We start from the raw sequence: 23686 nt of genomic DNA on the forward strand, positions 1-23686 counted from the left end.
TCAGAGCGAGTCCGTCAGGCGCTCGGCCGCCGCTTCGATCTCCCCCTCGTTCTGGACGAACCGAACGGGCGCGTTCCGGTCCCTCGCGTACTGGAGCGCCGCGGAGCGGTTGAGGTCCTGCTCGAAGTCGATCTGACGTTCGGTGACTCCGTCGAGGTCGCGGTCGCTCTCTCGCCGCCGTTCGAGGATCGTCGCCGGCTCCGCCTCCACGAGGACGAACGCGTCCGGCGAGACGTCCTGAAGCACTTCGACCGGGAGCCCCTGGACGTAGCCGGTCTGCGTTTCGACCGCGAGGTGCGTCGAGAGGATCACGTTCGTCGTCTCCGCCTCCTCGGCGACGAACTCGCCCGCGCGACGCTGGAGGCGACGCGTCTCGGTCTGCGAGAGCGTGCCGAGTTGGGCCCGCTCGGTCGTGATGCCCATCGTCGCCGCCTGTTCGAGCATCACGTCCCCGAAGTTGATCAGCTTGTACCCGTCTCCGAGTCCGCGTCGGACCGCCTGGCAGACGCTCGAGAGACCGACGCCGTTGACTCCCGACACGAGCGTGACGGACATCAGAAGCTCACCTCGTTCTCCTCGTCTCCCGGTATTCCGCCGCGGTCGTCGTAGTACCGGCGGCCGATGAACTGGGCGCCGACGAGCAGCATCAGCGTGTCGTAGAGGTCGTCCGCCGAGTCGAACGTCTCGACGTCCGATCGATCGATGACCGCCCGGATCGTCGTGGACTCCCCGTCCGGCGGCGACAGCTCCGTGTCACCGACCGTCTCCAGCACCTCGTCTCGGGGCGCCGGAAACTGTAGCTTCCTCGCGAACAGGTCACGAGTTTCTGGTAAGCGCATACATACCATATGTCAGCGCACGCGAGCATAAGTGTACGTGTGACCGGAGACGTCGCCGCGCCTCCGAGGCGTTCCCCCGACCGCGCCCCGCCGGGTCCCCGCCGACCGCTCGCGGCCCGTCGGCGGGCGAAGCTTTCAACACCCGCTCCGGCGACTTCGCGACATGGACGCCGACGAGCCTTCGCCCGCCGCCGACAGGGACGCCGAGCCCCCGACCGTCGCGGAGGCGGTCGTCGACGCCATGCTCGACCGCGGCGTCGACACCGTCTTCGGCATCCCCGGAAAGCAGACCCTCCCGCTGAACCGGGCGCTCGCCGACCGCGACGCGCGGTTCGTCGTCGCCCGCCACGAGACCGCCGTCCCCCATCAGGCGTGGGGGTACGCCGAGACGAGCGCGCCGGGCGCGATGGCCGCCACCTGCGTCGTCCCCGGCCCGGGCGACACGAACGCGATGAACGGGCTGAAGAACGCCCTGAACGACTGCGTCCCTCTCCTCCACCTCGCCGTCGAGACGGAGCGCTCAGTTCGCGGCGGCGACGGCATCCACGAGACGCCCCCGGAGACGTACGACACGGTCGTCAAGGAGAACGTCCTCGTGGACTCGCCCGCGGGCGCGGTCCCCGCGGTCGCCGAGGCGATCCGGACCGCCCGCGAACACCCGCAGGGCCCGGTCCGCGTCGGGATCCCGAAGGACGTCCTCGCGGGCCGCACGCCCCAGCCGGCGGTGGGCGACTGCGGCCCCTCGCCACCGCCGGCTCCGCCCGCGGAGGCGGTCGCAGAGGCCGCCGACCTCTTGACCGACGCGACGGCGCCCGTCGTCCTCGCCGGCGGCGGCGTCAGGCGATCGGACGCGAGCGACGCGCTCCGAGCGGTCGCCGAGGCGCTGGACGCGCCGGTCGTGACGACGTACAAGGGCAAGGGGACGCTCCCGGAGACGCACCCCCTGTCGGCGGGCGTCCTCTGTGGCGGGGCGAGCGCGGAGCTCCGCGACCTCCTCGCGGACGCCGACGCGGGGCTCGTCGTCGGTTCCGACCTCGACGCGGTCGCGACCGCCTCGTGGTCCGTCGCGATGCCGGAGACGCTGATCCACGTCACGCTCGACGGCGACGACGTGGGGTTCGGCTACGAGACGGACCTCGGCGTCGTCGCCGACGCCGACCGCTTCCTGCGCGCGCTCGACGAGGAATTCGCCGACGAGCGCGCGCCGCCTCGCGACCGCGACGGCGCCGAGCGCGCCGAGGCGGTCCGCGCGGCCGACCGCGACCGGTTCGCGGCGCTCTCCGAGGACCGGGACCGCGACGACCGCCCGCTCCGCTCGGTCGAAGCCCTCTCCGCGGTGCGCGACGCGGTCCCCGAGGAGGCGGTCGTCACCGCCGACGCCGGCGGGTTCCGGCTGTGGACGCTCGTCTCGTTCCCCGCGTCCGGGCCGCGCTCGTACGTCAACCCGGGCTCGTGGGCGACGATGGGCACCGGGGTCCCGTCCGCGATCGGCGCCAAGCTGGCGAACCCCGACCGCGACGCCGTCGCGCTCACCGGCGACGGGGGGCTCATGATGTGCGTTCACGAACTTCACACGCTTGCGAGCGAGGGGATAGACGTCACCGTCGTCGCGCTCAACAACGACGACTACGCGATCATCAGCGAGGAGGCGTCGCGCTCGTACGACTTCTCCGAGGGGGCCTACGGCTGGGGGGAGACCGGTCTCGACCTCGTCGCGGTCGCGTCGGGTATGGGCCTGCCGGCCGAGCGCGTCCGCGAGCGCGACGCGGTGGGTGACGCCGTCGAGCGCGCTCGGACTCGGGACGGGCCCGCGCTCGTCGAGGTCGTCACCGACCCGAACGAGCCGCAGGCGAGCGAGTGGATGACGGGACCCCGACCCGGGGAGTGACCGCTCCGTTTCACATCGAGCGTTTCCGAGATCTGAAGCGATCTATATGTGGGCCCGACGCCGAGTGCGCGTATGCGAAACCCGTGGGTTCACGACGACGTCCCGGACGATCCCGGAAGGGGCTACGACGGTCCAGTCCGGCTGTTGGCGGCGTTCATTTGGGGGTTGTTGGCCCTCTCCGTCGGCGGCTTCGTCCTGCTCTCCGGCGCGGGCGTCGTCGACCTCGCCGACGGCGGCTCGCTCGGCGAGGTCGTGACCGGAGTCGTCGCCGCGCTCGCGGTGGCGTTGGCGCTCCCCGTCCTCTTGAAGCTGCTCGCGATATCGCGCGCGCTCGCCGCCCTTGCGTTCCTCGTCACGGGCGCGTCCGTCGGTCGGTTCGTCCTCGCTCGCGAACCGGAGCGGTTCCGGGCGCTCCTCGACGCGCGCGACGGGCTGGCCGAGAACGCGGGCGCGCTCGGTGACCTCTTCGACGTCGTCGACTCGCTGTCGCCCGCGATGACCGACGGCGCGACGGCGGTCGTCGGCGGCGCGACGGCGGTCGTCGACGGCGCGATCGCCGCCGTCATCGCCTTCCCGGCCGCGTGATACGGTCGTTCCGGGGGGCGAACTGTCGCTTTCGCGGCGCGCGCGACGGGACGTGAGCCTTAACAACTCCCGTTGTGAATCCCGTCCATGACGCATCCGAACGACGTCGCCGTCGGGATCGTCGGCCTCGGCGGTATCGGGTCCCACCACGCGACGAAGCTCACCGAGCGCGGCGCGAACCTCGTCGGCGGGATGGACATCGACGCGGACGCCCGAGAGCGGTTCCACGAGGAGTTCGACCTCCCCGCCTACGAGGAGGAAGCGGCCCTCTACGAGGCGTGCGACGCCGTGTTGGTTACCACGCCGAACCGCTTCCACGAGGAGTACGCGACCTCGGCGCTTTCGGCCGGGCTCGACGTCCTCTTAGAGAAGCCGCTGGCGCACTCGCTCGAGAGCGCCGAGCGCATCGCGGACGCCGCCCGCGCGGCCGAGGGGTTCTGTATGGTCGGGTTCAACAACCGGTTCGCGGAGCCGGTCCGGGTGATCAAACACTACCAGGACGAGGGGCGGTTCGGTGAGACCACCCACGTCGAGGCGAACTACGTGCGGCGGCGCGGCGTCCCCGGTCGCGGGTCGTGGTTCACGTCCGCGGACGTCGCCGGCGGCGGCGCGCTCATCGACATCGGCGTCCACGCGATCGACCTCGCCCTCTACTTCCTCGACCACCCCGAGGTCGTGGAGGTCTCGGGCGAGACGCGCTCGGAGTTCGGCGGGCGCGACGACTACGCGTACGTCCACATGTGGGGCGACGACGCCGGCCCCGAGGGGTTCGACGTCGACGACTCCGCGTCCGCGTTCATCCGCGGCGCGGACGGTTCCACGGTGTCACTGGAGGTCGCGTGGGCGACGAACCGCCCGGCGACGGACGAGTTCGTCGTTCGCGGCACCGAGGCGGGCGCGACGTTCGACCGCGGCAGCGGCGACCTCACGGTCCACGAGGCCGCCGTCGGCGGCGGCCACCACTTCTCGGACGCGATCGTGGAGACGCGCGACGGCGACGCCCACGCCGCCGAGCAGGCGACCTTCCTCGAGGCGGTCGCCGCGGGCGAGGCGCCCGCGATCAACACCGTCGAGGAGGGGTTACGCGTCCAGCGCGTCATCGACGCCATCTACCGGTCCTCGGAGACCGGCGCGGCGGTCCGGCTGGACTGAGCGGCCCCGTTGAAACCCTCTACAAGAACCATATTCGGCCCCAGTTCCGTTCAATATAGAGGAAGGGATGAGCGATGGCGGGAGTGAGTATCGCAGATCGGTAGCAGCGATATAGTATTTAAATAACCGTGAGCGACGGCGACAACCGCTTATAAATGGCAGGCGGTGGCGCGCCTGCGAGCGGCCGCCACCGGCGGCCGCGAGCTAGCCCGCGAGGGACGCGGTGAGCGCTCGGAGAGCGCGAACCGCGAGGCTGGGGAGGTGTGAGGTGCGGTCGCTGTGCGGGGCGGGACTCAAAGGGGCAGCCGGGAGGACGAAGACGCGCGACGCAAGGACCACAGGGAGGGAGCGATAGCGACCGACCGAGGACCACAGCGAGCGCATCGAGTCCTCCCGGCTGGGGCTTTGAAGCCGTTTGTGGTCGATCCACAGTCAACCATTTATAAGCAAGCGACTGGGGTTTTGGAGACTGGCATCCCAGCAGCGGTGATCACTTATAAACAGCCGACAACAACACCACAACTCTCTTTATAAACGACCCCACTCACAACGTACTACACCTACTCCCGGTATCGATCGGGAAGCACCGGTCATCGATCGACTGTTACAGGTGAGAATCTGTCAGCGACGACGCCCCGACCGTCGGTGACGCCCGCCGCGATGGGAACCTATTCGGTGCTGGGGGCCGTTTCCGCGGACAACTCGTGACCAGCGATCCCGGCCCCACGCCGCCCTCTGAACGTATCACCAGCCTCGACGCGCTCCGTGGGTTCGCGCTGCTCGGCATCCTCGTCATCAACATCCGCGTCTTCTCGATGCCGGAGCAGACCCTGCTCAACCCGAACGTCTACGGCGACTTCACCGGGCTCGACTACTGGACGTGGTTCGTCGGCCACGTGTTCGCGCAGTCGAAGTTCATCACGATCTTCTCGGCGCTGTTCGGCGCGGGCGTTCTCATGTTCATCGAGAGCAAGGAGGAGAAGGGGCAAGACGCCGTCCGCCTCCACCTCCGGCGGACCGCGGTGCTGATCGCGATCGGCCTCCTCCACGCCTACCTGCTGTGGTACGGGGATATCCTCGTCACGTACGGGCTCACCGGGATCTTCCTGCTGTTCGTCCGCGACCTCGACGCGCGTCGGCTCGCCGGGCTGGCCGGAGTCTTCCTGCTCTTTATCCCCGCGGTCGAGCTGTTCGCGGCGATCTCGATCGGCGGCGAGGCGCTCGCCGGGCAGTGGATGCCCGCGGAGGCCGCGATCCGACAGGAGGTGGCGACCTACCGCGGCGGCTGGCTCGACCAGATGAGCCACCGCGTCGACTCCTCGTTCCAGCGGCAGACGTCCGGCTTCATCGGGTCGAGCTTCTGGCGGGTCGGCGGCATCATGCTCCTCGGCATGGCGCTGTACAAGCGGGGCGTGCTGACCGGGGAGCGGTCGACCGCGTTCTACCGTCGGCTCGTCGCGGGCGGCGCCGTCGGCGTCGGAATCGTCGTCGCCGGCGTCGCGTACATCGAGGCGAACGACTGGAGCGCGGGCGCCGCGCTGTACTGGCGGCAGTTCAACTACGTCGGGAGCCTCCTCGTCGCCGGCGGCTACGTCGGACTGATCACCCTGTTCGTCCGGTGGCGCGGCGAGGGCGTCGTCACCCGCGCGCTCGCCGCGGTCGGCCGGACCGCGTTCACGAACTACCTGCTCCAGACGGTGATCGCGACGACGATCTTCTACGGGCACGGGTTCGGGCTGTTCGGCTACGTCAGCCGGGTCGAGGCGATGGGGATCGTCGTCGCGATCTGGGCGGTCCAGATAGTCCTCTCGGTGCTCTGGCTGCGCTACTTCCGGTTCGGTCCCGTCGAGTGGGTGTGGCGGACGCTCACCTACGGGGAGAAACAGCCGATACGACTGAAGAGCTGACCGCGCGTTCTCCGAACTGAGACTCGCGAGGACACGTTCAACACCCCGCCGGCGAATCGCCGCCCATGACGAGTTTCGACGTCCACGACCACCGCCACGAACTGAAACAGCTCCGCGACGCGGGCGCGACGAGCCTCTGGGCGAACCGCGAGGGGATGGCGTGTCCCGTGTGCGACGACGCCTTCTCGCGCCTGTTCGTCACCCGACAGAGCGGGACGACGTTCCCCGAGAACGACGGCGCGCGGTTCTGTCTGCTGCGCGACGACGACGCGGTGTACCTGTTCAGACACTGAGCGCACAGGCGACCGGTTATCGGAGCGTCGGCTCAGCTGAAATCTCTTCTTCAGACGTATATTCGCCTGAAACGGCTGGTCGCTGAAGAGTGCGAATTGATCGCTGAGAATCCTCCAAGCTTGAGACGAACCGATTACGCACTCGCGGGGGCGCTGTCGGCATCCCCGTCATCGATGAGCGGGTAGTCCATGTGGACTTCGATGCGGTCGAATGGGACGACCGGTTGTATCGCGCCGCCGGGGCCGCCCTCTTCGAGCGTCAGGATACCCAGTACTTCCAGCTGCTTCAGGTTAGAGTGGACGTCGGACACGTCTCTCTCGACGAGCCGCGCCGCTTCGCGCATGCTTTCGGGGGCCTCCTCGGCGATCGCTCGGACGAGATTCAGGCGGAGCGGCGTGAGGCTGTCGACGAAGTCGTCGTAGGTTCCGAACTGGAGCGTCGCCTTTCCGTCTTGGTCGTCGTCCTCGACGTCCCGGACGAACTGGAGTGCGTCCTCACGGAGCTGTTCTCGGTCGCCGACGGTGATGTGGAGTGTGGTCATGGGTGGGGTGGCGGTGGATCATAAATGACCTCACTCATGATGTACTATACTCACTCCCGCAATCTCTCATCGCTACCCCAGTATTGAGCGCGATTGGGTCGGAATATCTCACTCGTGACGGATCGCAACTGATCCGGGGCGTCAGTCGTCGCCCAGCGGGTCGACGCCGGGGTCGGGGTCCTCGATGTAGCGCTCGGTCCACGTGCCGCGCGAGAACCACGCCACGCCGACGACGGCGCCGAGGACGTTCCCGAGCGCCATGCCGACCCAGACGCCGGTCTCGCCCCAGCCGGCGACGAACACGAGGTACCCCACGCTCGCGACTCGGCCCACCCAGAGGGTGAGAATCGAGATGACCATCGCGGTCTTCGTGTTGCCGGCGCCGCGGAACGCGCCTAAGATCACCTGCGAGACGCCGATGAAGGCGAACTCCACCGACCGGATCCGGACGTACTCGACCGCGTAGGAGATGGTCTCGGGCGCGTCCGGCACGTCGCCGAGGAACGCGCCCACGATCGGCTCGGTGAACGCGACGGCGACGACCGCGACGAGGAACATCACGCCAGCGCCGGTCGTGGCGGCGAACTTCACCGCCTTGGCGGCGCGGTCGGCGCGGTCGGCGCCGAGGTTCTGCCCGACCATCGTGTCGATGGCGCGGCCGAGCCCCATCGCGGGGAGGAAGACGAGCGAGATGAGGCGGTTGCCGAGCCCGTAGGCGGCGACGACGGGCGGCGAGAAGGTGACGATCATCGCGGTGAGCGTGATCATCGCGAGCGCGCTCGTCGTCTGCTCGACGCTGGAGGGGAGCCCGAGCCGGAAGATGTCCCGGATGAAGTCGAGGTCGGGCGCGAGGTGGCCGAGCGTCACGTCGGGGCCGTAGCCCGTCCCGAACAGGATCCAGAGCCCGATGGCGGTCGCGACGCCGCGCGAGAGGATCGTCGCGAGCGCGGCGCCCTGAATGCCGATCCCGGTGACCCCCGTCGCCGAGAGCAGGGTCGCCTCCAGCGCGACCGGGTCGAGCGCGGCGAGGCCGGGCACCGCGGCGAGCCACTCGAACAGGGGGTTGCCGTCGAACCCGAAGATGAAGAACGGGTCGAGCAGGACGTTCAGGAGGACGGAGACGAACATGACCGCCATCGGCGTCCGCGTGTCGCCGTAGCCGCGCATCAGCGCCGAGAAGACGAAGAAGCCGAACATCAGGGGGATCCCGGCGAAGATCACCTCCATGTAGTCGGCCGCGAGCGGGATCACCGTCGCCGCGGTCTCGGCGTCGCTCGGCAGGACCTCGAGGGCGGGTCGAGTGTAAAAGTACCCGCCGATCCCGATGAACACGGACAGCACCGAGACGGTGAAGATCGTCTGTCCCGCAACGAGCCCCGCGGACCCGTCGCCGTCGGCGCCGGTGTACTGCGCGACGAGGATCGCGCCCGCGGTCGTGAAGCCGCCGGCGACCGCGATCAGCAGGAAGATGAGGGGGAACGCGAGGCTGATCGCGCCGACGGCCTCCGCCGAGAGCCGGCCGAGGTAGAGGGTGTCGACGATGTTGTACGTCACCTGTAACAGCTGGATGACGACGATCGGCCACGCTAAGCGGAACAGCGGTCGGAGGAGGCTCCCCTCGGTGATCGACTCGTCGTCGAGCGGGCCGTCGTCGTCGCCGGGCGCGTCGCTGCGCTCGTCGGCCTCGCGGCGGTCGGCGGCGTCAGCGGACGTGTCGTCGGGCCCGTCGGAGGAGTCCGACGGATCGGAGGGATCGGCAGCGGGCTCGTCGCTCACTGCCGTACAAACGCCGGGGGCGCTCTATCAGGCTTCCGATCCGATCACCGCCCCGCCCCGCCGCCGCCCCGGTCCTTCCGGTCGTGCCGGGCGCCGCCGTCGTTCGACGTGGCGGAAGCGTCGGTTCCGGGCCGGTCCGAGCCCGCGGCGTCGTCGTCGCTGAGGTCCGGGGTGGCGGCCGCGGACGCGTCGGGATCGACGCCCTTCGACGTCCCGGATCCGGCCTCGACGCGCGCGACGCCGGAGGTGTCGTCGAAGACGAGGTGCCGGTGCGGGTACGCCATCGTGACGTTCGCCTCCGGCTCGCCGAGTCGTTCGCGGATCCGCGTGTTCACGTCCGACTGGATCTTCGCCAGCTTGTACGGTTTCTTCACCCAGTACCGGAGCCGGAGCAGGATCCCGTCGTCGCCGAACTCGTGGAGCCGACAGTCGGGGCTCGCCATGTACCGCGCCACCCCGATACGGATGTCCGGGCCGCCGTCGATGACCGCCTCGCAGTCGCGCGCCGCGCGCTCGATCCGGCGGCGGGCCTCCGGGATGTCGCTCTCGTAGGTGACCAAGACGTCGATCGACCGCCGGGTCCGCTCGTCCTCCGCGGAGAAGTTCGTCACGTCCCGTTCGCGCATCGTCCCGTTCGGCACGACGAGGAAAGTGTTATCGAGCGTGAATATCTTGGTGTACCGGATCGTGATGTCCTCGACGAACCCCGTCGTCCCGTCCTCCAGTTCTATCATATCGCCGATCTCGAACGGCTGGTCCGCGAGGATGAACACGCCGTTGATGAAGTTGCCCACAAGCGGCGCGAGGACGATACCGATGACGGCCGAGAACACCGCGGTCCCGAGGAGGAGCTCCTCGAACTGGAAGCCGGCCGCGCTGAGACCGACGAGCAGCGCGGCGCCGATGGTCCCCGCCCGGACGCCGCGGACGATCGTCTGTGCGACGCTCTGCCGCGACACGCGCCGCGCGACCGGCCGGCCGATCAGTCTGACGAGGAAGTTGGCGAGGACGACGCCGACCGCCACCGACGCGACGACGGTCAGGAGCCCCGCTCCCGGGAGGTTCGCGATTCGGGAGGCGACCTCGGTGAGTCGCGAGACCACCCCCGGAGTCGGCGCCCCTGCCGGAAGTACCATAGCCGATCCGCCGTCGGCCACCCGAAAAAGCGTTTCTCCCCGCGGACGGTCGGCGCGTGCCCCGCCGAGCGGCGTGGTACCCGCGCCGCCGAACGCGCACCGAGGCTGCGCACGTGGCTCGCCGCCGTTCTGCGAGGCGAGAATCCCACCGTGAACGGCCGGGAGCGAATCGGACAACACACTGTCCGCCACCGACGGCAGACCGGATGGTCCACACCGATAGAGGACGCTCCGAAAACGCGTACAACTCGACTCATAGTAAAAAGCTATAATCCCCGCCCCCGTTCTTCCGATATGACCGACGATCTCCGGGACACGCTCGATCGCGTCGGGGACCGATTCAACCTCGGCGAGTACGAGATCGACGCGTACCTCGCGGTGTTGGAACACGGGGAACTGACGGCGAGCGACATCGCCGACCGGACCGACATCCCGCAGCCGCGGGTGTACGACACCGTCCGGAGCCTCTCGGACCGCGGGCTCGTCGAACTCCGCGAGTCGCGGCCGATGAAGATCGTCGCCGTCGACCCCGACGACGCCTTCGGCGACCTGCGCTCGTCGTTCGCGGAGATGGTCGACGAGCTGGAGGCCCGCTACACCGCGCCGACCCGCGAGACCGAGGCCGTGTCGCTCGTGAAGTCGCGCTCGACGATCCTCCGGTACCTCGAGGAGGTGATCGAGAACGCGGAGTACGAGCTCGCGGTCTCGCTCACGCCCGGCCTCCTCCGCCGGTTCCGCGACGAGCTCGCCGCGAAAGTCGCCGCGGGCGTCAGCGTCGAACTGCTCGTCACGCCCGCGTCGAACGCGCCCGACCCGGCCGAGTTCGACTACCTAGAGGTCGCGACCATCGCGCGCGCTCGGCGGGGGATCACCACGCCGGTCCTCGCGGTCGGGGACGGGGAGTACTCCGTGTACGCCACTCAGGACGCGCTGCGCGACGACCGCGAGCGATACGGCGTCATCTTCAACCGCTCCGCGCTCGGCTTCCTCGTCTCCGGCTTCTTCGGAACGGTCCTCTGGACGACCGCCGAGACGCTCGCCGCCGACGGGGAGGAACGTCCCTTCCCGCGCCGCTACGCGTCGATCCGCCGCGCCGTGAAAGACGTCCGCGAGTTCGACGGCGAGGAGTTCTACGCGAGCGTGGAGGGGCGCGACATCGAGACCGGCGAGGAGGTGACGGTCCGCGGAAAAGTGGTCGACGTCGCGTTCGTCGACACCGAGGAGGTGGCGTCGCTGGTCGTCGAGACCGAGACCGGCCGCGTCGAGATCGGCGGTCGAGTCGCCGCCTTAGAGGACGTCGAGGGCCAGGAGATCGTGATCGGTCGCGGCGAGCCGCCGGCGCTGTGAGGCGAGGTCGAGGCGCGGCCCGGTCGCCGTTCAAGTGCGCGCGGCCCGAAGCGCACCCGTGACCGACGACGCGTTCTCCGACGGCGACCGCGAGGAACCGACCGTCTCCTGCGAGCGGTGCGGCCGCGAGTGGAATCTCGACCGCGAGCTCGACGACCTCGACCCCGGCGGTCACGCGGTCGAGCAGTTCGCGCTCGACCACGAGCGCCACACCGGCCACTACCCGGACGACGTGACGCCGTGGACCGCTCGGTGTCGGCGCTGCCCGGACGGCGAGCGGTTCCTCGCGGAGCGGCCGGCCCGGCGCTGGGCGGAGACGCACGCGCGGCACACGCGTCATCCCGTCCGGCTCGAGGCGCCGACCGGCGCCGAGGATCTCGTCTCGGCCGACGGAGAGGTAGACGGGTCGTAGCGGCCGCCTTCGGGCTCGAATCACGGGCCGAGCGCCGCGATGTCGGCGCCGACCGCCGCCCGGGCGTCCGCCGGGTTGGGGTCGCTGTCGGCCAGGTGCGTCCAGTCGCAGGCGGACAGCGCCGCGAGCCGGTCCCGGATGGCCGGCCGGTACGGCGCGGCCGAATCGACGCCGTCGCCGCTCCCCCAGACATCGTCGATGACGGTCCGCGAGTCGATGCGGACCTCGACGGCGGCGGGGTCGCAGCGCGCGGCCAGCGCCTCCAGCCCCAGGTGGAGCGCCGCGTACTCCGCGGTGTTGTTCCCGGCCCTCCCGACCGGTCGCCCCAACCGGACCGCCGATTCGCCGTCGGTCCGCAGCACGGCGCCCGCGCCGGCAGGCCCCCGGTTCCCGCGGGAGCTGCCGTCGACGTAGAGGACGACACTGCGGTCGTCGGAGCCCCACGAGCCGTCGCCCTCGGCGGGCGGGTCGGCGGCCAGGACCGCCTCGACCGCGGTCCGGATCTCGCCGTCGCTCGTCCCCGGGTCGAACAGGTCGCCGTACCCGGTCACGGCGTCGTCGATCGCCTCGATGGCGGGGCCGATCTTGTAGCCGTACCGCGCGAGCACGTCGTCGACCCGCCTCGCGAGCGGCGAGAGCCCCTTCGTGGGGAGTCGGTCCACCTCACCCCTCCGTCGACGGCCGCGCTCCCTGTCGATCCATTACCGGCGTATCGGGAGGCCGAGCAAAAAGGCGCGGGCACCGCGAGGGCGCGGCCGCGACCCGAACGAATTCCTCCCCGCCGCGCGTGGCGGTCGGATGGAGTACACGACGCTCGGAGGGTCCGGGACGAAGGTGAGTCGGATCGGGATCGGGACGAACACGTTCGGTGGGGACGCGGACTGGCACCTCTCCGCCGAGGAGGCACGGGCGGTCGTCGACACCGCGATCGACCACGGGATCAACTTCTTCGACACCGCGAACGCCTACAACGCCGGCGAGAGCGAGCGCGTCCTCGGCGAGGCGCCCGACGGGTACGACCGCGACCGGCAGGTGATCGCGATGAAGGCGTACTTCCGAATGGACGACGACGACCCCAACGCTGGCGGGCTCTCGCGGAAGGCGATCGAACAGGAGCTGGCGAACAGCCTCGACTGGCTGGCGGAACCGTACGAGCCGGTCCCGATCGACGGCCACGGCTGAGCCGTCCTCGACCCCGACCGCGCTCGCCGGTCGACCGAGAGGGCGACCGCGGGGAGCCGTCGCATCGACAGCGTATTTACGCCCCGGGCCCCACCGACTCGACATGACGCTCGTCGTGGTTCCGGTCCGGTTCCCTCCCTCGTCGCACTCCGCCGCGACGCTCCGAGAGGCGGCCCGCGTCGCCGCCGAGCGCGACGCCGCCCTCACCATCCTCCACGTCGACCTCTACCAGCGGTCTGGCGGCGTCTCGCGCAGCGATCTCAAGCGCGCGGTCGAAGAGCGAATCGGCCGGGTCGACCGCGCGCGTTACGTCGTCCGGCGCGGGTTCCTCGTCGAGGAGACGATCCTCGAAGAGATCGTCGCCGAGGACGCCGACGTCGTCGTCATCGGCTCGAAGCAGGCCGGGCGGTGGCGCCGGATGGTCCAGAAGCTGCTCTCGGACCCCGACATCGACTCGTTCCTCCGCGGCGAGCTCGACTGCACCGTCATCACCGTCGACGCCGACGGCGAGACCACGGTCGACGAGACCGGCGACGACGCCGCGCCGCTGCCCGACGACGCCGGGGACGACTGAGTCGCGGGCGACCTACGCCGCGACCTCGTACCGCCGCTCGTACTCGACGACGGTCGCCACGCGGTCTGCGACCCCGGCGCCGAACTCGCGCTCGACCACGTACAGCGCCAGGTCGATGCCGGAGGTGACCCCGCCCGCGGAGAGCAGGTCGCCGTCGTCGACGACGCGCGCGTCGACGACCTCGGCGCCAGACTCCCGGAGTTCCTCGATCGCGGAGGCGTGCGTGACCGCTCGACGCCCGTCGGTGACGCCCGCCTCCGCGAGCAGCATCGACCCGGTACACACCGAGGCGATCCGGGTGCCGGCCGCGTGGTGCGCCGCGAGCGCGCGCGGCACGTCGCCCTTCCGCGCCTCCGCCCACGCGCTCGCGTCCTCGTCGCGCGCGCTCCATCCCCCGCCGGGAACGACGAGCAGGTCGGGGGAAGCGTCGGCGTCCGGGTCGGGAAGGGTCCCGTCGACGCCGACGCGGGTCCCGTGGCTCGCGGTCACCGCCTCGCGTTCGTCGAGCGTGACGTAGCGGACGCGCCCGGCGCGGCCGTCGTCGTCGGCCTCGCCGTCTCCGTCGGACCCCTCCGCCGCGTAGCCGAGCGCGTAGTCGAACACCTCGTAGGGGCCGATCCCGTCCAGTTCGTCGAACCCGTCGTACAGCAGAATGTCGACGTTCACACCGCTCTGGAGGGCGGCGAACGGCTTGTGCGTTCCCCCTCCGAACGGACGCGTCGCCCCTCCGACGCTACTCCGCCGCGCCCCACTCCGCGACGCGCTTCGGACGGTCCGAGACCGCCATCACGTCGAGGTCGTCGCCCGCGTGGTCGAGCGCTTCGAGCGCCGCCTTCGCGGAGGCGTGCGTCGAGAAGTAGGTGATCTCCTCTTCGACCGCCACCTCCAGCAGGTCGCGCTGGCGCGAGACGATGAGGTCGAGTTCGCCGCGCTTGGCCGCCTCGATCAGGTCCGTCGCCTCGCTCAGATCGAAGTGCTCCGCGTACCCCGCGACGAGCGCCTCGCCCGCCTCGGTGCCCGGGTCCGGGAACTCCTCGGCCGAGAGGTCGACGACCGCGGTGCCGGACTCCGGGATCGGCTTCCCGGTCGAGTCCTGCGCCTTGTCGTACGCCTTCCCGAAGGAGGTCGCGGTGCCCATCACCTCGCCCGTGGACTTCATCTCCGGGCCGAGCCGGGGGTCCGAGCCCGGCAGGCGGTCGAACGGGAGGACGACCTCCTTCACCGAGCGGTGTTCGGGGATCTGCTCGTCGACGTCGAGGTCGGCGAGCGTCAGGTCGTCCGTCATCACCTTCGCCGCGAGCTTGGCGATCGGGACGCCCGTCGCCTTCGAGACGAACGGGACCGTCCGCGAGGAGCGCGGGTTCGCCTCCAGCACGTACACCTCGCTTTCGGCGTCGGGGTCGTGGACGCCGGTCACCGCGAGCTGGACGTTGAGCAGGCCGACCGTGTCGAGCGCGCGAGCGATGTCCTCGGTGACCTCGCGCACCCGGCCGAGCGTCTCGTCGCCGAGCGAGCGCGGCGGGATCATACACGCGGAGTCGCCGGAGTGGACGCCCGCGCTCTCGACGTGTTCCATCACGCCGCCGAGAAGCACGTCCTCGCCGTCGGCCACGGCGTCGATGTCCAGCTCGACCGCGTCGTCGAGGAACTGGTCGACCAGGATCGGCTTGTCCGGCGAGACGCGGACCGCCTCCTCGATGTACTCCTCCAGCTCGGCGTCGTCCTCGACGACCCGCATCGCGCGGCCGCCCAGCACGTAGGAGGGGCGGACGAGGACCGGATAGCCGATCTCGTGGGCGAGCTCGAGCGCCTCGGCCTCGCTCGTCGCGGTGCCGCCCTCGGGCTGGGCGACGCCCAGCTCGTCCATCAGGACGTTGAACCGGTCGCGGTCCTCCGCGAGGTCCATCGCCTCGACGCTCGTGCCCAGGATCTCGCAGTCGAGCCCGCGACGCTCGATCTCCGCCCGGAGCGGCTCGCCCACGTTGACGGAGGTCTGCCCGCCGAACTGGACCATCACGCCGTCGGCGCCGGTCGTCTCGATCACGTCGGCGACCTCCTCGGCCGAGATGGGCTCGAAGAACAGGCCGTCGGAGGTGTCGTAGTCCGTCGACACCGTCTCGGGGTTGTTGTTGATCACGTGCGCGTCGATTCCGAGCTCGCGGAGCGCGCGCACCGCGTGGACCGCGCAGTAGTCGAACTCGACGCCCTGCCCGATGCGGATCGGGCCGCCGCCGACGACCACGACGCTCTCCACGTCCGGGTCGACGCGGACCTCGTCCGCCGCGCCCGCGGTGTCGGCGCCCTGAAGGAACTCCGGCAGCCGCGCGGAATAGTAGTAGGGCGTGGAGGCCTCGAACTCGCCCGCGCAGGTGTCCACCTGCTTGTAGGTGCGGTCCGGGACCTCGCTCTCGACCCGCCCCACGTCGGCGTCGACGCCGCCGGCCGTCGCGGTCGCCGCGATCTCGGCGTCGGTGCGGCCGACCATCGCCGCCTCGGTGAAGTCGCCCTCGGCGGCCGCGGCGGTGCCGTCGGCGATCTTCTCGAAGCGCTCGACGTACCAGCGGTGGATGCCGGTCAGGTCGATCACGTCGTCGACGGCGTAGCCGCGGTCGAACGCCTCGAACATCGCGTACGGGCGGTCGGGGGTCGGCCGTTCGAGGTACTCCGACTCCAGCTCGTCGTCGTCCACCTCGTCGAAGTCGACCGCGGGGTCGTACTCCGAGGAGCGCAGCGCCTTCACCATGCTCTCCTCGAACGTCCGGCCGATCGACATCGCCTCGCCGGTGGACTTCATCGCCGTGCCGAGCTCGAAGTCCACGTCGTCGAACTTGTCTATGGGCCAGCGCGGCACCTTCGTCACCACGTAGTCGATGGCGGGCTCGAAGGCGGCGGTCGTCTCGCCGGTGATCTCGTTGTCGATCTCGTGGAGCCGCTTGCCGAGCGCGACCTTCGCCGTCACGCGGGCGATCGGGTAGCCGGTCGCCTTCGACGCCAGCGCCGAGGAGCGGGAGACGCGCGGGTTCACCTCGACGACGCGGTACTCGCCGCCGGGGGTGCCGTCGTCGTGCCACGCGAACTGGATGTTACAGCCGCCCTGGATGCCGAGGTCGCGGATCACCTCGAGCGCCGCGTCGCGCATCTCCTGGTGGCCGTCGTCGGGGATCACCTGCGAGGGGGTAACGACCGTCGACTCGCCGGTGTGGATCCCCATCGGGTCGATGTTCTCCATGTTACAGATGATGATGCAGGAGTCGTCGGCGTCCCGCATCACCTCGTACTCCAGCTCGACCCAGCCCGCGATGGACTCCGTGATCAGCACCTCGCTGTTGCGCGAGAGCCGGAGCCCCTTGCGAACGCGCTCGACCAGCTCCTCGAACTCGTCGACGACGCCCGAGCCGGAGCCGCCGAGGGTGTAGGTCGTCCGGGCGATGACGGGGAGGCCGCCGACCGCGTCGACCGCGTCCTGGACCCGCTCGCGGAAGTACTCCTCGTCGAAGTCGGTGACCGACTCGTCCTCGTCCAGCGAGATGGTGGTCGACTTGGGGACCGGCTGCCCCAGGTCCTCCATCCGCTGGCGGAACAGGTCGCGGTCCTCCGTCGCGTAGATGGTGTCGAGCGGCGTGCCCATCACCTCGACGTCGTGTTCCTCCAGAATGCCCTCCTCGGCGAGCTCGGCGGTGACGTTGAGCCCGGTCTGGCCGCCGAGCCCCGCGATGACGCCGTCCGGCTCCTCGATCCGGATGACCTCCGCGATGGCCTCGGGCGTGATCGGTTCGATGTACACCCGGTCGGCCGTCTCGGGGTCGGTCATGATCGTCGCCGGATTCGAGTTCACCAGGACGACGCGGGCGCCCTCCTCCTGAAGCGCCCGACACGCCTGTGCGCCGGAGTAGTCGAACTCGGCCGCCTGTCCGATCTGGATCGGTCCGCTGCCGATGAGTAGAATCGTCCGGTCCTCGCTCATTACGCGGACGGAATACGCTCATCGTAATAAGGTCGGCGGTAGAGTACGAATCTCGCAGCGAGTTTGCGATTTTCGCAAGTCATCGAGTACCACGGTGGTCGGTACTACACGGCATTCGGTCCGTCCCGATGGCCGTGAGCCCGCGTCGAGCCTCGAGCCCCTCGACGTGGGACCCCTTCCGCGTATCGACCGACTCAGGTCTCGAGCCGGTACCGGTAGGGCCGGCCCGCGATGACCTCGACCTCGCCGCGCTCGGCGCGGCGCCCGAGTACCGTTGCGACCCGGTGCGGGCTGTCGATCGCCTCGCACTCGTCGCACTCCTCGACGAGGGCGAGGATCTCCCGCGCCGTCAGCGGCTCGTCGGCCTCGGCGAGCACGCCGCGGATCCGGTCGTACCGGTCGTATTCGCCGGCGCTCATACGTCTTACGTAGGGTCTCCGAACATATAGGGTTCAGTGAGACAGGAGTCGGACGGTTGTCAGACACGAGCCGTGAGACGGCCGTTATCCGGCGCTTCGGTGTGTTTCGAGCGGCGCTCGGAGGGAGTTCAGGCGTAGGGATCCTCGGCCTCGAGGTCGCGCTCCGCGCGGTACTGCTCGACGAACTCGCTCACGTCGAACTCGACCATCTCCCGCTCGAACGCCGACAGCGCCTCGTCGTCGTCGGCGTGGCTCACTGCGTGTTCCATCAGTTCGATGACAAGTTCGACGACAATCTCGTGGAGTCGGCGCGAGTCGAACCGGGTGACCCACGCCATCGCGTACCCCACGTCCGCGTTCTCGCTGGCGTCGTGCGCGACGACGGCCTCCGGAAACTCCTCTAACACCACGCCGAGCAGGTGCGGCGTGTCGAACTCCGGCATCTCCTCGCTCGTCGTCTCGATCGCCTCGCGGAGCACCTCGACCAGGAACTCCGGGAGGAATCGCTCGGGGGGATGAACGTCCATCACGACCGCGTGCGCCTCGCCGCAGTCGCACTCGTACTCGCGCATTCCGAGGTCCAGGTCGCCGACGCCGATCGTCTCCCCGCAGGGTAGCTCCAGCGCGTTCTCGTCGCCGCCGGGGACGCGGGGCTGGGACATGGTCTCGCTTGGTCGCTGGCGAGGTTAAAAGGCGCGGAACCAGACGCTCGGGGTTCGGACGGGGACGACTACTCGGGGTCGCGTTCTCCGTGTTCGTCGTCGTCCCCGTGCGTGGCCTCCTCGTCCCCGTGACCGCCCCCATGCGTCTCCACCTCGGCTTCGACCTCGATCTCGATCCCGTTCGCCTCGTAGGTCGCCTCGATCAGTTCGGCGTCGCCGCGTTCGATCTCCAGTTCGTCGCGGTCGACCTCCACTTCGACCTCCACGTCGACGGTGACGTCGTCGGACATGGCGCCCGCTACGCGCGCGATACGCAAAACGTCCCCGCAGGAAAGGCGCGTCGCCGGCGTTACTGGAACCCGATCCGGCCGCCGGTGTCGCGGAGCGACTCGCCGCCGCCGCCCTTGAACTGCTCTTTGATGTCGTCGTAGTACGCGAGGATGTCGTCGTTTACCGTCGGCCGCACCGACTCCATCGCGCGCCGGAAGTGTTTCATCTCGACCTCCTCGGCGTCGTCGTCGTCGCGCAGCGCCTCGATGGCGGCCTCGCGGGCGATCCCCTCCAGGTCGGACCCGACGTAGCCGTCGGTGATCTCGGCGACCTCGCGCAGGCTCACGTCGGGCGCGAGCGGCGTGTTCTGGGTGTGTATCTCGAGGATCCGCTCGCGACCCTCCTGGTCCGGCTGGCCGATCATCACGAGGCGGTCGAACCGCCCCGAGCGCAGCAGCGCCGGGTCGATCATATCGGGACGGTTTGTCGCGCCGATCACCATCACGTCGCCCATGTCCTCGAGGCCGTCGAGCTCCGTCAGCAGCTGGTTGACGACGCGCTCGGAGACGTTGTTCCCGGCCTCCTGCCCGCGCGAGGGCGCGAGACTGTCGAGCTCGTCGAAGAAGATGATCGTCGGGCTCACCTGCCGGGCCTTCCGGAAGGTCTGTCTGATCGCCTTCTCCGACTCGCCGACCCACTTCGAGAGCAGCTGCGGCCCCCGCACCGAGATGAAGTTCGCGTTCGTCTCGTTGGCGACCGCCTTCGCCATCAGCGTCTTCCCGGTTCCGGGCGGGCCGTACAGCAACACGCCCTTCGGCGCGTTGACGCCCATCCGGTCGAACTTCTCCGGCGAGGTGAGCGGCCACTCCACCGACTCTTGGACCTGCTGTTTGGCGTCGGTGAGTCCCCCCACGTCGTCCCACGATATCTTCGGGAGTTCGACGAGCACCTCGCGCATCGCCGAGGGCTCCACCTCGTTCAGCGCCCCCGAGAAGTCGTCGCGTTTGACGATCATCCGGTCGATAAGACTCGGCGGCACCTCCTCTTCGTCTAAGTCGATCTCGGGGAGATACCGGCGCAGCGCCTTCATCGCGGCCTCCTTCGTGAGGCTCTCGATGTCGGCACCGACGAACCCGTGCGTCTCGTCGGCGAGGTGGTCCAAGCTCACGTCGTCCGAGAGCGGCATCCCGCGGGTGTGGATCTGGAGGATCTCCTTGCGCCCCACCTCGTCGGGGACGCCGATCTCGATCTCGCGGTCGAACCGACCCGGCCGGCGGAGCGCGGGGTCGACGCTGTCGACGCGGTTCGTCGCGCCGATGACTATCACCTGCCCGCGCGTCTCTAACCCGTCCATCATCGTCAGCAGCTGGGCGACGACGCGGCGCTCGACCTCGCCGGTGACGTCCTCGCGTTTCGGCGCGATCGAGTCGAGCTCGTCGATGAAGATGATCGAGGGCGACTCCTCTTTCGCGTCCTCGAATATCTCCCTGAGCTGCTGTTCGGACTCGCCGTAGTACTTCGAGATGATCTCGGGGCCGGCGATCGAGAAGAACGACGCCGACGTCTCGTTGGCGACCGCCTTCGCGAGCAGGGTCTTTCCGGTGCCCGGCGGGCCGTGGAGCAGGACGCCCTGCGGCGGCTCGATCCCGAGCTTCGAGAAGATCTGCGGGTGTTTCATCGGCAGCTCGACCATCTCGCGGACGCGCTGGATCTCGTTTTGAAGGCCGCCGATGTCCTCGTAGGTGATGCCGCCGCCGGTCTTCTCGAACCCGGAGATCGGCTCTTCGCGCAGTTCGACCTCCGTGTCCTCGGTGATCAGGCAGACGCCGTCGGGCTCGGTCTCGACCGCGATCAGCGGGATCGCCTGGCCGGGCGACCGCATGAACGGGTGGTTCGTCGAGGACATCACCGGGACGATGTCGCGCTCGACGACCGGCCGCTTGAGGATCTGACGTTTCACCATGCCGGCGGCGTCGGAACCGAACTGGACCGACGCATCCTCCGGCGGGGCCAAGACGAGCTTGTCGGCCTTCTCGGCCTCCGCCTTCCGGATGGTGACGCGCTCGCCGATGCCCACGTCCGCGTTCTGTCGGGTGAATCCGTCCACCCGGACGGTGTCGGTGTTCCAGTCTTGGCGGTCGGCGCGCCAGACCTTCGCGGCGGTGGTCTCCGCGCCCTCGATCTCGATGATGTCGCCGGGCGAGAGCTTCAGGTGGAGCAGGGTGTCGGGGTCGAGTCGGGCGATACCGCGTCCCGAGTCGTTCGGGTACGCCTTCGCGACTTCGAGTTGGACTTCGTTCATGGTTCCTCGCGGGGGATGATCGTATCTGGACCCGGTCCGGGAATAAGCCTGTTGCCCGTCTCCGGCCCGCCGATTCCTCCGGTCCGATCGGCGGCCGCGGTAGGCTGTGTGATCATATGGCACGGTACGGAGTCCGGTCATAAAACCCCGTCGTAAGCGTGCCTTTTCGCCGTCGGTTGGAAGCCCGAATCCGGAGGTATTTGTCCGCCAGTCGCCTCGGGGAAACCATGCGAACGCTCGTCTTCGACGGTCGGACCGGCGCCGCCGGCGACATGATCTGCGCCGCGCTGATCGCGGCCGGCGCCGACCCCGACGCCCTCGCCCCGGCGAGGGACGCGCTCCCGGTTCGGTACGCGATCGGCGAGACGGAGAAGAACGGGATCCGCGCGACGACCGTCGACGTCCTCGTCGACGACGGCGACGGTGCGGTCGAGGCCGACGCGGACCACGACCATGATCACAGCCACGGTCGCGACCACAGTCACGATCACGGTTACGATCACGACCACGGCCACGGGCACGACCATAGCCACAGTCACGACCACGACCGCGAGACGGACACCGCCGAATCAGAGACCCACGCCGAGGGCGCGGGCGTCCAGCGGAGCTACCGCGAGGTGGTCGACCTCGTCGGGTCGATGGATCTCCCCGACGCGGTCGAGTCGACCGCGCTCGACGCCTTCGAACTGCTCGGTCGCGCCGAGGCGTCGGTCCACGGCACCGACCTCGACGAGACGTACTTCCACGAGGTGGGCGCGGACGACGCGATCGCCGACGTGGTCGGCGCGGCGCTGCTGGTCGACGACCTCGGCCCGGAGCGCGTGGTCACGACGCCGCTCGCGGCCGGCGGGGGGACGGTCGAGATGAGCCACGGGACCTACCCGGTCCCGGCCCCGGCCACGACCGAGATCGCGAGGCGAGCCGGGTTCCGGATCGTCGGCGGGCCGATCGATCGCGAGCTGCTCACGCCGACCGGCGCCGCGATCCTCGGGGCGATCGCCGAGGGCGTCGATTCGGTCCCGGACCTCGCGATCGAACGCGCCGGATACGGGGCCGGCGACGCCGACTTCGAGCGCCACCCGAACGTCCTCCGCTCGCTCGTCGGGGACGGGGGAGGGGCGGGCGACGAGCACGGCGAGGTCGACGGGAAACGCGACCCCCACGTCGGCCACGACCGCGGTGGGGCGCTCGCTCACGACGACATCGCCGTCTTAGAGACCAATCTCGACGACGCGGCACCGGAGGTGCTCGGCGGGCTTCAGGAGACCCTCGCGCGCGCTGGCGCGCGAGACGTGACGATCGTCCCGACGACGATGAAGAAGTCCCGCCCCGGCCACCTCGTGAAGGCGATCTGTAAGCCGGAGGACGCCGAGGCGGTCGCGGATCGACTCGCCCGCGAGACCGGAACGCTCGGAGTGCGTCAGTCCGGCGCGAGCCACCGCTGGATCGCCGAGCGCGAGTTCGAGACGGCGACGCTCCGGGTCGGCGGCGCGGACCACGAGGTGGCGGTGAAGGTCGCGTCGACGACGGACGGGGAGGTGTACGACGTCAGCGGAGAGTACGACGACGCGGCCGCGGTCGCCGCGGCGACCGGCCTCCCGATCCGGGAGGTGCTGCGGCGCGCCGAGGCCGAGGTGCGGGAGCGGCTCGACGGCGACTAGGTTGGAACACCGCGGTCCCGGACCCCGTCAGTCGGGCGGGTCGACCCGCTCGACGCGCTCCGGGTCGACGCCGAACCCGTCCGCGAGCCGCTCGCGGACGCGGTGGACGACGAACTCGTCGGCGCCGTTGGGCTCGGCGCCGTCGAACTCGGCGTCGGACGCCGCCCCCTCGTCGACCGCGAGGGTGGCGATCGCTTCGACCGTGGTGTCATTGAGGCCGGGCCGGAGGCCGGCGATCTCGATCGCCTCGACGCTGAGGCCGTCGATTCGTTCGATCTGTGCTCTGGCGCCGGCGACGAGGTCGCCGGCGGCCGCCTGCGAGACGCGGACGGTCACCGTCGCCTCGACCGACGGCGTGTGGATGGCTGCCGCCATACGCCCTCGCCGCGAGTCGAACGCGGCGCGGCCGGTCGGTGTCCCGGATGACGATCCGGGAGCGACCGGTGCGCGTCCTCGAACGCCGCGCCGGCGACGACGGGGGTCGCCGACGGCGGCGCTCGCGAGGGTGACGGTCGTCCGACTCGACGCGCGCGACGGACAGCGGCGGCTGGAGAGAACGGGGTGCGGTCCGTCCCGGGGGAAATCTCCCCAGCCGACGCGCGTCACGCGGTCGGGCGGACGGACCGTGGATTCGGAATCCCGTAGCCGGTCCCGGTCCACCCGAGGAACGCGACGCTCGCGGACCGCGCGAGCGTCGAGAGGGCGGAACGGGTCATGGTCGGGATCCGCGGCGTGGGGTGCGCCGCTGTTCACCAGATATGTCGGTTTCGTATTA

The 23686-nt window shown here is 69.9% G+C and carries 22 protein-coding genes and 1 pseudogene; 10 read left to right on the forward strand and 13 right to left on the reverse strand.

The window, feature by feature from the left end:
- Together BM286_RS14690 and BM286_RS14695 are read right to left on the reverse strand one after the other, a co-directional pair.
- Window positions 1–555: an adenylate kinase gene (locus BM286_RS14690; protein WP_092924185.1), complete on the reverse strand. Its 555-nt coding sequence runs from the start codon at window positions 553–555 to the stop codon at window positions 1–3.
- On the reverse strand, window positions 555–839 hold the full coding sequence (locus tag BM286_RS14695; protein ID WP_092924188.1) for a DUF5789 family protein: 285 nt from the start codon (window positions 837–839) through the stop codon (window positions 555–557). Before BM286_RS14695 ends, BM286_RS14690 begins: the two co-directional genes overlap by 1 nt.
- Window positions 840–1002: 163 nt before the next feature.
- Here BM286_RS14695 and BM286_RS14700 point away from each other — a divergent pair, with 163 nt between their 5' ends.
- The 5 genes from BM286_RS14700 (at window position 1003) to BM286_RS14720 (ending at window position 6664) form a co-directional block, all read left to right on the forward strand.
- A complete protein-coding gene (locus BM286_RS14700; RefSeq protein WP_092924191.1) occupies window positions 1003–2727 on the forward strand; it encodes a thiamine pyrophosphate-binding protein in 1725 nt (574 codons plus the stop codon).
- A gap of 72 nt (window positions 2728–2799) precedes the next feature.
- Window positions 2800–3312 (forward strand): hypothetical protein, encoded by a 513-nt coding sequence (locus BM286_RS14705; protein ID WP_092924194.1) that lies wholly within the window; start codon window positions 2800–2802, stop codon window positions 3310–3312.
- An 87-nt stretch (window positions 3313–3399) separates the two neighbouring features.
- Window positions 3400–4464: a Gfo/Idh/MocA family protein gene (locus tag BM286_RS14710; RefSeq protein ID WP_092924197.1), complete on the forward strand. Its 1065-nt coding sequence runs from the start codon at window positions 3400–3402 to the stop codon at window positions 4462–4464.
- Between the two features lie 704 nt (window positions 4465–5168).
- The gene (locus BM286_RS14715; protein ID WP_092924200.1) at window positions 5169–6371 is read left to right on the forward strand and encodes a DUF418 domain-containing protein; all 1203 of its coding nucleotides are present in this window, start codon (window positions 5169–5171) and stop codon (window positions 6369–6371) included.
- A gap of 65 nt (window positions 6372–6436) precedes the next feature.
- Complete coding sequence (locus BM286_RS14720; protein WP_092924203.1) at window positions 6437–6664, forward strand: DUF7385 family protein; 228 nt, start codon at window positions 6437–6439, stop codon at window positions 6662–6664.
- Window positions 6665–6798: 134 nt separating this feature from the next.
- On the opposite strand, the gene BM286_RS14725 is transcribed toward BM286_RS14720, so the two are convergent.
- The 3 genes from BM286_RS14725 to BM286_RS14735 all read right to left on the reverse strand — a co-directional run bounded on the left by BM286_RS14725 (window position 6799) and on the right by BM286_RS14735 (window position 10118).
- A complete protein-coding gene (locus BM286_RS14725) occupies window positions 6799–7206 on the reverse strand; it encodes an HVO_A0114 family putative DNA-binding protein (RefSeq protein ID WP_092924206.1) in 408 nt (135 codons plus the stop codon).
- A gap of 141 nt (window positions 7207–7347) precedes the next feature.
- The gene (locus BM286_RS14730) at window positions 7348–8982 is read right to left on the reverse strand and encodes an MATE family efflux transporter (protein ID WP_092924209.1); all 1635 of its coding nucleotides are present in this window, start codon (window positions 8980–8982) and stop codon (window positions 7348–7350) included.
- 44 nt (window positions 8983–9026) lie between these two features.
- Complete coding sequence (locus BM286_RS14735) at window positions 9027–10118, reverse strand: mechanosensitive ion channel family protein (RefSeq protein ID WP_092924212.1); 1092 nt, start codon at window positions 10116–10118, stop codon at window positions 9027–9029.
- 294 nt (window positions 10119–10412) lie between these two features.
- Here BM286_RS14735 and trmB point away from each other — a divergent pair, with 294 nt between their 5' ends.
- Together trmB and BM286_RS14745 are read left to right on the forward strand one after the other, a co-directional pair.
- Entirely contained in the window at window positions 10413–11465 is a 1053-nt protein-coding gene (gene trmB / locus BM286_RS14740) for an HTH-type sugar sensing transcriptional regulator TrmB (protein ID WP_092924215.1), read from the forward strand.
- 58 nt (window positions 11466–11523) lie between these two features.
- Entirely contained in the window at window positions 11524–11877 is a 354-nt protein-coding gene (locus BM286_RS14745; protein ID WP_092924218.1) for a hypothetical protein, read from the forward strand.
- A gap of 20 nt (window positions 11878–11897) precedes the next feature.
- Here BM286_RS14745 and BM286_RS14750 read toward each other — a convergent pair whose 3' ends face one another.
- Entirely contained in the window at window positions 11898–12539 is a 642-nt protein-coding gene (locus BM286_RS14750) for a ribonuclease HI family protein (RefSeq protein WP_092924221.1), read from the reverse strand.
- Between the two features lie 136 nt (window positions 12540–12675).
- On the opposite strand from BM286_RS14750, the pseudogene BM286_RS14755 reads away from it, so the two are divergent.
- Together BM286_RS14755 and BM286_RS14760 are read left to right on the forward strand one after the other, a co-directional pair.
- A pseudogene (locus BM286_RS14755) lies at window positions 12676–13017 on the forward strand (aldo/keto reductase); the annotation flags it as partial.
- A 145-nt stretch (window positions 13018–13162) separates the two neighbouring features.
- A complete protein-coding gene (locus BM286_RS14760) occupies window positions 13163–13633 on the forward strand; it encodes a universal stress protein (RefSeq protein ID WP_092924224.1) in 471 nt (156 codons plus the stop codon).
- A gap of 12 nt (window positions 13634–13645) precedes the next feature.
- On the opposite strand, the gene BM286_RS14765 is transcribed toward BM286_RS14760, so the two are convergent.
- From BM286_RS14765 to BM286_RS14790, 6 genes are all read right to left on the reverse strand, one after another.
- Window positions 13646–14299 (reverse strand): DJ-1/PfpI family protein, encoded by a 654-nt coding sequence (locus BM286_RS14765; protein ID WP_092924227.1) that lies wholly within the window; start codon window positions 14297–14299, stop codon window positions 13646–13648.
- 67 nt (window positions 14300–14366) lie between these two features.
- Window positions 14367–17597, reverse strand: coding sequence for a carbamoyl-phosphate synthase large subunit (gene carB / locus BM286_RS14770; protein WP_092924230.1), 3231 nt, complete (start codon window positions 17595–17597; stop codon window positions 14367–14369).
- Window positions 17598–17791: 194 nt separating this feature from the next.
- The gene (locus BM286_RS14775; protein ID WP_086221077.1) at window positions 17792–18016 is read right to left on the reverse strand and encodes a hypothetical protein; all 225 of its coding nucleotides are present in this window, start codon (window positions 18014–18016) and stop codon (window positions 17792–17794) included.
- A gap of 128 nt (window positions 18017–18144) precedes the next feature.
- The gene (locus tag BM286_RS14780; RefSeq protein WP_092924233.1) at window positions 18145–18678 is read right to left on the reverse strand and encodes a DUF5815 family protein; all 534 of its coding nucleotides are present in this window, start codon (window positions 18676–18678) and stop codon (window positions 18145–18147) included.
- Between the two features lie 68 nt (window positions 18679–18746).
- Window positions 18747–18968, reverse strand: a complete 222-nt coding sequence (locus tag BM286_RS14785; protein ID WP_092924236.1) for a hypothetical protein — start codon at window positions 18966–18968, stop codon at window positions 18747–18749.
- A 59-nt stretch (window positions 18969–19027) separates the two neighbouring features.
- Window positions 19028–21250, reverse strand: a complete 2223-nt coding sequence (locus BM286_RS14790; protein ID WP_092924239.1) for a CDC48 family AAA ATPase — start codon at window positions 21248–21250, stop codon at window positions 19028–19030.
- Between the two features lie 227 nt (window positions 21251–21477).
- On the opposite strand from BM286_RS14790, the gene larC reads away from it, so the two are divergent.
- Window positions 21478–22911, forward strand: coding sequence for a nickel pincer cofactor biosynthesis protein LarC (gene larC / locus BM286_RS14795; RefSeq protein WP_092924244.1), 1434 nt, complete (start codon window positions 21478–21480; stop codon window positions 22909–22911).
- 27 nt (window positions 22912–22938) lie between these two features.
- On the opposite strand, the gene BM286_RS14800 is transcribed toward larC, so the two are convergent.
- Window positions 22939–23286, reverse strand: coding sequence for a hypothetical protein (locus BM286_RS14800; protein WP_092924247.1), 348 nt, complete (start codon window positions 23284–23286; stop codon window positions 22939–22941).
- Window positions 23287–23686 lie beyond the last annotated feature (400 nt).

Source organism: Halorubrum sodomense, from assembly GCF_900111935.1.
Lineage (GTDB): Archaea > Halobacteriota > Halobacteria > Halobacteriales > Haloferacaceae > Halorubrum > Halorubrum sodomense.

What these genes read in the sequence shown, in the direction of transcription:
- BM286_RS14775 (WP_086221077.1), bottom strand. Translation starts at nt 18,016, where the DNA reads ATGAGCGCCGGCGAATACGACCGGTACGACCGGATCCGCGGCGTGCTC.
- BM286_RS14800 (WP_092924247.1), bottom strand. Translation starts at nt 23,286, where the DNA reads ATGGCGGCAGCCATCCACACGCCGTCGGTCGAGGCGACGGTGACCGTC.
- BM286_RS14690 (WP_092924185.1), bottom strand. Translation starts at nt 555, where the DNA reads ATGTCCGTCACGCTCGTGTCGGGAGTCAACGGCGTCGGTCTCTCGAGC.
- BM286_RS14785 (WP_092924236.1), bottom strand. Translation starts at nt 18,968, where the DNA reads ATGTCCGACGACGTCACCGTCGACGTGGAGGTCGAAGTGGAGGTCGAC.
- larC (WP_092924244.1), top strand. Translation starts at nt 21,478, where the DNA reads ATGCGAACGCTCGTCTTCGACGGTCGGACCGGCGCCGCCGGCGACATG.
- BM286_RS14720 (WP_092924203.1), top strand. Translation starts at nt 6,437, where the DNA reads ATGACGAGTTTCGACGTCCACGACCACCGCCACGAACTGAAACAGCTC.
- trmB (WP_092924215.1), top strand. Translation starts at nt 10,413, where the DNA reads ATGACCGACGATCTCCGGGACACGCTCGATCGCGTCGGGGACCGATTC.
- BM286_RS14725 (WP_092924206.1), bottom strand. Translation starts at nt 7,206, where the DNA reads ATGACCACACTCCACATCACCGTCGGCGACCGAGAACAGCTCCGTGAG.
- BM286_RS14695 (WP_092924188.1), bottom strand. Translation starts at nt 839, where the DNA reads ATGCGCTTACCAGAAACTCGTGACCTGTTCGCGAGGAAGCTACAGTTT.
- BM286_RS14705 (WP_092924194.1), top strand. Translation starts at nt 2,800, where the DNA reads ATGCGAAACCCGTGGGTTCACGACGACGTCCCGGACGATCCCGGAAGG.
- BM286_RS14780 (WP_092924233.1), bottom strand. Translation starts at nt 18,678, where the DNA reads ATGTCCCAGCCCCGCGTCCCCGGCGGCGACGAGAACGCGCTGGAGCTA.
- BM286_RS14710 (WP_092924197.1), top strand. Translation starts at nt 3,400, where the DNA reads ATGACGCATCCGAACGACGTCGCCGTCGGGATCGTCGGCCTCGGCGGT.
- BM286_RS14700 (WP_092924191.1), top strand. Translation starts at nt 1,003, where the DNA reads ATGGACGCCGACGAGCCTTCGCCCGCCGCCGACAGGGACGCCGAGCCC.
- carB (WP_092924230.1), bottom strand. Translation starts at nt 17,597, where the DNA reads ATGAGCGAGGACCGGACGATTCTACTCATCGGCAGCGGACCGATCCAG.
- BM286_RS14735 (WP_092924212.1), bottom strand. Translation starts at nt 10,118, where the DNA reads ATGGTACTTCCGGCAGGGGCGCCGACTCCGGGGGTGGTCTCGCGACTC.
- BM286_RS14790 (WP_092924239.1), bottom strand. Translation starts at nt 21,250, where the DNA reads ATGAACGAAGTCCAACTCGAAGTCGCGAAGGCGTACCCGAACGACTCG.
- BM286_RS14760 (WP_092924224.1), top strand. Translation starts at nt 13,163, where the DNA reads ATGACGCTCGTCGTGGTTCCGGTCCGGTTCCCTCCCTCGTCGCACTCC.